Genomic DNA, 4,092 nt, shown 5'->3' with positions numbered 1-4,092 from the left:
GCATCCACACTTCGCCGAACGCCGAGGCCAGGTAGTAGGACAGCGTTCCCGGGTAAGTCTCAGCCCACGCCAGCGACGGTTTGACCGCGGTGAATGCGGCGACGGCTTCCCGCAGCTCTTGAACCGGCCCCGCCGCCGCGGCAGGAAGCTGCACACGCGCGATCAGGCCGGCGACCCGCGGATCGTCGGCGGCCCGGTGCAGCGCGGAGATGGCTTCGCGCAGCACCAAGGGGCGACCGCCGCCGCTGATGATCGCCAGCGGGTCCAAGCCGCCGGCCTCCGGCGGCGCGGCGCGCAAGTCCAGTTCGAGCACGCAGCCTCTGGGTACGCCGTGGTGGCGGGCGGTGTCGACTCGGCGAGCCAATGCGCGGACCTCGTCAACGCCCGGCGGGTCGGGCAGGAAAGCAAACATACCTCGAGCCTACCGATGACCAGCGGCGGCACTGCGGCGGCGCAGCGCCGACCGTACGGTGGTGGGGTGCGATTCTCCATTTCAATCCACCAACTCGATTCCGCTGGCTTCGACGCGACCGGTCAGCGCGACTACCTGACCCGGGCCGAGGAGCTCGGGTTTGAGGGCGGCTGGGTGCTCGAACAGACCGTCGGGGAGGCGCCGCTGTTGGCGCCGCTGGAACTGCTGGCCTACGCCGCGGCCTGCACCGATCGGCTGCGGCTGGGCGTCGCCGTGCTGGTCTCGTCGTTGCATGATCCACTCCAGCTGGCCTCGGCGGTGACCGCCGTCGATCGGCTCAGCCACGGCAGGCTGGACATCGGTGTGGCACCCGGCGGCGGCTTCCGCCAGTTCGCCGCGTTCGGGGTGGACAAAGCCACCTTTATCAGCAGCTTCACCGAGGGCCTGGAGTTGATGAAGGCGGCGTGGTCCGACGAGCCGCGGGTGACGTTTGACGGCCGGTTCCGTCAGGTCAACGACCTCCCGATCCAGCCAAAACCCGTGCAGCGACCGCATCCGCCGATCTGGTTCGGCGGCCAGGCCCCCAAGGCGCTGGCTCGGGCGGTGCGTCACGGCAACGGGTTCCTGGGTGCGGGTTCGTCGAGCACCGCGAAGTTCGGCGAGGCCGTGAAAACGGTGCGCCACGAGCTGGCCGAACAGGGTAAGGAGCCGGCCCAGTTCAGCATCGGCAAGCGCGTTTACCTGATGCTCGACGACAACCCGGCCAGAGCACGTGAACGGGTGCTCGCCGGATTACACCGCATCTACGGCGCGATGCCGGGCATCGAGGCGGTACCGGTGTCCGGCACGTCCGACGACGTCGCAGCCGGATTGCGCGAAGTCATCGACGCCGGTGCCGAAATGATCCTGCTCAACCCCGTTGGCCGTGACCTGGCCGAGGATCGCGAGCAGATGGAACGCCTTGCCGCAGAAGTGGTTCCGCAGCTGCGCTGAAGGCGCGTACCGTGGGTAAAGACGGCCTGTTCCACCACCGCGGCCTGTTACTGCCTGATCGAGTTCGATCAAGACGTCGGTTCTGAAGCGGCGGTCGCGATATAACCACTCAATGGTTCTCAAAGTCAGAGTGTCGCCGGACCTGATCGGCGGGGACGTCGACGAGGGTTATGGCAAGGTCGCCGATGCATTTCGCGCCAACTTCGCGTCCGGTCGCGAGGTCGGCGCCGCAGTCGCCGTCTACCGCGACGGCGTCAAAGTGGTTGACCTGTGGGGCGGTTACCGCGACGGAGTCGCCAAAGCGCCATGGCAGCACGACACGATGGTCAACATGTTCTCAACGACCAAAGGTATTGCCGCCCTCGCCGTTGCGTTGGCTGTGTCGCGCGGATTGTTCGGCTACGACGACAAAGTAGTCGACCACTGGCCGGAGTTCGCTCAGGCCGGTAAGGCCGATGTGACCGTCCGCCAACTGCTGGGCCACCAAGCTGGATTGTGTGTGCTGAAACCAGCGCCGACCGTGCGGGATGTCGCCGAACCGGCGAGGCTTTCGGCGATGCTCGCGGCCCAGAAGCCGGCGTGGCCACCGGGCACCCGGCACGGGTACCACGCGATCACGCTGGGCTGGTACGAATCCGAGCTCATCCGTCGGACCGACCCGGCCGGCCGTACGCTGGGCCGCTTCCTCGCCGACGAGATTGCCGGGCCGATGGGGCTGGACCTGCATATCGGACTGCCGGACTCAGTGCGGCGCGACCGGGTAGCGCACCTGCACCACTGGTCGCGCGCGGAATCCCTGCTGCACCTCAATACCTTGCCGGCCGGCCTCGTCGCCGCGTCGCTCAACCCGGTCGGACTGATCACCCGTGCCGGTCGCCTTCCGCGCGACGTGAGCCCATGGGCCGGCGACTACAACCGCGACAACGTGCGCGCCATCGAGATCCCGTCGGCCAACGGGATCGGAACGGCCGGCGCCGTCGCGCAGCTCTACGGTGCCGCCGCGGCCGGGGGTGCTGCGCTGGGTCTGACGCCAACCGTGCTGGACGAGCTCATGGCCGTGCCCGCCGCACCGAGCCGCGGGCTGCGGGACCGGGTGCTACACGTCGACGTCGTCTATTCGCTGGGATTGGCAAAGCCGGTGCCGTTGTGTTTGTTCGGGTCGTCCGACAAAGCCTTCGGCACACCGGGTTTCGGCGGCTCGTTTGGCTTCGCCGACCCCGACACCGGCACCGGGTTCGCCTACGTGATGAACCGGCTGGGCTTTCACCTGTGCAGCGATCCACGAGAACTCGCGGTGCGCCAAGCACTGTTCCGCGACGTGCTGGGCGCGCGCCCGCAAATCTAGAGCTCGGTAGCAGAGCCGCCCGCGCCGGTGATCTTCTCCAGTGCGCTGCCGCTGAACTTGTGAGCGGTGACGTCAACCTTGGCGGTCAGCTTGCCGTCGCCAAGGACTTTGACGAGCGAGTTCTTGCGCACCGCTCCCTTGGCCACCAGCTCGTCGACACCGACCGAACCGCCCTTGGGGAACAACCGATTGATGTCACCGACGTTGACGATTTCGTATTCGGTGCGGAACCGGTTGCGGAAGCCCTTGAGCTTGGGCAGCCGCATGTGAATCGGCATCTGCCCACCCTCGAAGGTCACCGGCACGCCCTTGCGGGCCTTGGTGCCCTTGGTGCCGCGGCCGGCGGTCTTACCCTTGGAGCCCTCACCACGACCGACGCGGGTTCGCTTGGTTTTCGATCCGGGGGCTGGCTTCAAGTCGTGCAGTTTGATCGTCATTTGGTGCTACCTCCCGGCGCCTTGTCGGCCGGCTCCACCGCGACGAGGTGACGCACGGCCGCGATCAACCCGCGCGTCTGCGCGTTGTCCTCGCGGATGACCGAATGGCGAATTCGTCGAAGCCCCAAGGTGCGCAAGCTCTCTCGCTGCGTCCAGCGGGCACCGATCGTGCTGCGGACCTGGGTGATCTTCAGCTGACTCTGTGGTGCTGCCTTTACATCGCCTTTTGCCCCGCTTTTTTCTAAGGCCATTTTTATGCCGTTCCTTCACGTGCAGTGTTGACAGTCGCGGCGAGCTTCTCGCTTTCCCGCCGGGCGCGCAGCATGCCGGCCGGGGCGACATCCTCGATCGGCAGTCCACGCCGGGCGGCCACCTCCTCGGGTCGCTGCAAAAGCTTGAGCGCGGCGACCGTGGCGTGCACCACGTTGATCGCGTTGTCGCTGCCCAGCGACTTAGCCAGAATGTCGCGCACGCCAGCACATTCCAGCACCGCACGGACGGCACCGCCGGCGATCACGCCGGTACCGGGACTGGCCGGACGCAACAGCACAACGCCCGCGGCGGCCTCGCCCTGCACCGGATGGGTGATGGTGCCGCCGAGCAGCGGCACCCGGAAGAAGCTTTTACGCGCCTCTTCAACGCCTTTGGCGATCGCGGCCGGGACTTCCTTGGCCTTGCCGTAGCCGACGCCGACCATCCCGTTGCCGTCGCCGACGATGACCAAAGCGGTGAAGCTGAATCGCCGACCACCCTTGACCACCTTCGAAACACGGTTGATGGTGACGACCCGCTCCAGGTAGTTGCTCTTGTCCCCGTCGCGGTCGCGTCCGCCGCGGCCGCCACCATCCCGGCGCCCCCGGCCGTCGCGGCTATCGCGACCGTCGCGGCCGTCGCCGCGACTTTCC

Annotated in this window: 5 protein-coding genes and 1 pseudogene; 2 read left to right on the top strand and 4 right to left on the bottom strand. The window is 67.3% G+C overall.

Translation table 11 applies throughout. The features are described 5' to 3' along the window. A pseudogene (locus WAN71_RS14565) lies at positions 1-412 on the bottom strand (signal peptide peptidase SppA); the annotation flags it as partial. Positions 413-478: 66 nt separating this feature from the next. Between WAN71_RS14565 and WAN71_RS14560 the strand changes: the two are divergent. Next, positions 479-1,405, top strand: a complete 927-nt coding sequence (locus tag WAN71_RS14560) for an LLM class flavin-dependent oxidoreductase (RefSeq protein ID WP_422226010.1) — start codon at positions 479-481, stop codon at positions 1,403-1,405. Between the two features lie 112 nt (positions 1,406-1,517). Further along, positions 1,518-2,750 (top strand): serine hydrolase domain-containing protein, encoded by a 1,233-nt coding sequence (locus WAN71_RS14555; RefSeq protein ID WP_422226009.1) that lies wholly within the window; start codon positions 1,518-1,520, stop codon positions 2,748-2,750. Here WAN71_RS14555 and rplO read toward each other — a convergent pair. The 3 genes from rplO to rpsE form a co-directional block, all read right to left on the bottom strand. Next, positions 2,747-3,187, bottom strand: coding sequence for a 50S ribosomal protein L15 (gene rplO / locus WAN71_RS14550; RefSeq protein ID WP_422226008.1), 441 nt, complete (start codon positions 3,185-3,187; stop codon positions 2,747-2,749). The two genes, WAN71_RS14555 and rplO, sit on opposite strands and share 4 nt — an antisense overlap. Then, entirely contained in the window at positions 3,184-3,438 is a 255-nt protein-coding gene (rpmD, locus tag WAN71_RS14545) for a 50S ribosomal protein L30 (RefSeq protein ID WP_422226007.1), read from the bottom strand. The genes rplO and rpmD overlap by 4 nt, the downstream gene beginning before the upstream one ends. Positions 3,439-3,440: 2 nt before the next feature. Beyond that, on the bottom strand, positions 3,441-4,092 hold a 652-nt coding region (gene rpsE, locus WAN71_RS14540), incomplete at its 5' end, for a 30S ribosomal protein S5 (RefSeq protein ID WP_422226006.1).

It is taken from the genome of Mycobacterium sp. (assembly GCF_049280035.1).
GTDB lineage: Bacteria > Actinomycetota > Actinomycetes > Mycobacteriales > Mycobacteriaceae > Mycobacterium.
This window is presented reverse-complemented; position numbering and strand designations above follow the sequence as displayed.